We start from the raw sequence: 328 nt of genomic DNA, 5'->3' as shown, positions 1-328 counted from the left end.
GTCGTCAACCTCGACCCGCACCACACCCAGGAGGCCACGGTCTCGTTGGACATGCCGCAACTCGGCCTCGACTGGCACGAGTCGGTGCCGGTGCGCGACCTGCTCACCGGCGAGTCCTATCACTGGGGCAGGGCCAACTATGTGCGACTCGAACCGGGTCGTCGACCCGCGCATGTGTTCTCGGTTCTGCGACCGTCCAACCCGCAGATCGGAGGGTCACCCACCATATGATCGTCAACGAGCCCGTCCCGGACACGTTCGAGGACACTCCAGCCCGGGACCGTGACCCGGAGTGGTTCAAGCGCGCCGTCTTCTACGAGGTCCTGGT

At 65.5% G+C, this 328-nt stretch carries 1 pseudogene; it reads left to right on the top strand.

Annotated features, from left to right (window positions below):
• A pseudogene (locus tag GTW40_RS33280) lies at nucleotides 1-231 on the top strand (alpha-1,4-glucan--maltose-1-phosphate maltosyltransferase); the annotation flags it as partial.
• Nucleotides 232-328 lie beyond the last annotated feature (97 nt).

It is taken from the genome of Streptomyces sp. SID4985, assembly GCF_009863025.1.
Lineage (GTDB): Bacteria > Actinomycetota > Actinomycetes > Streptomycetales > Streptomycetaceae > Streptomyces.
This window is presented reverse-complemented; position numbering and strand designations above follow the sequence as displayed.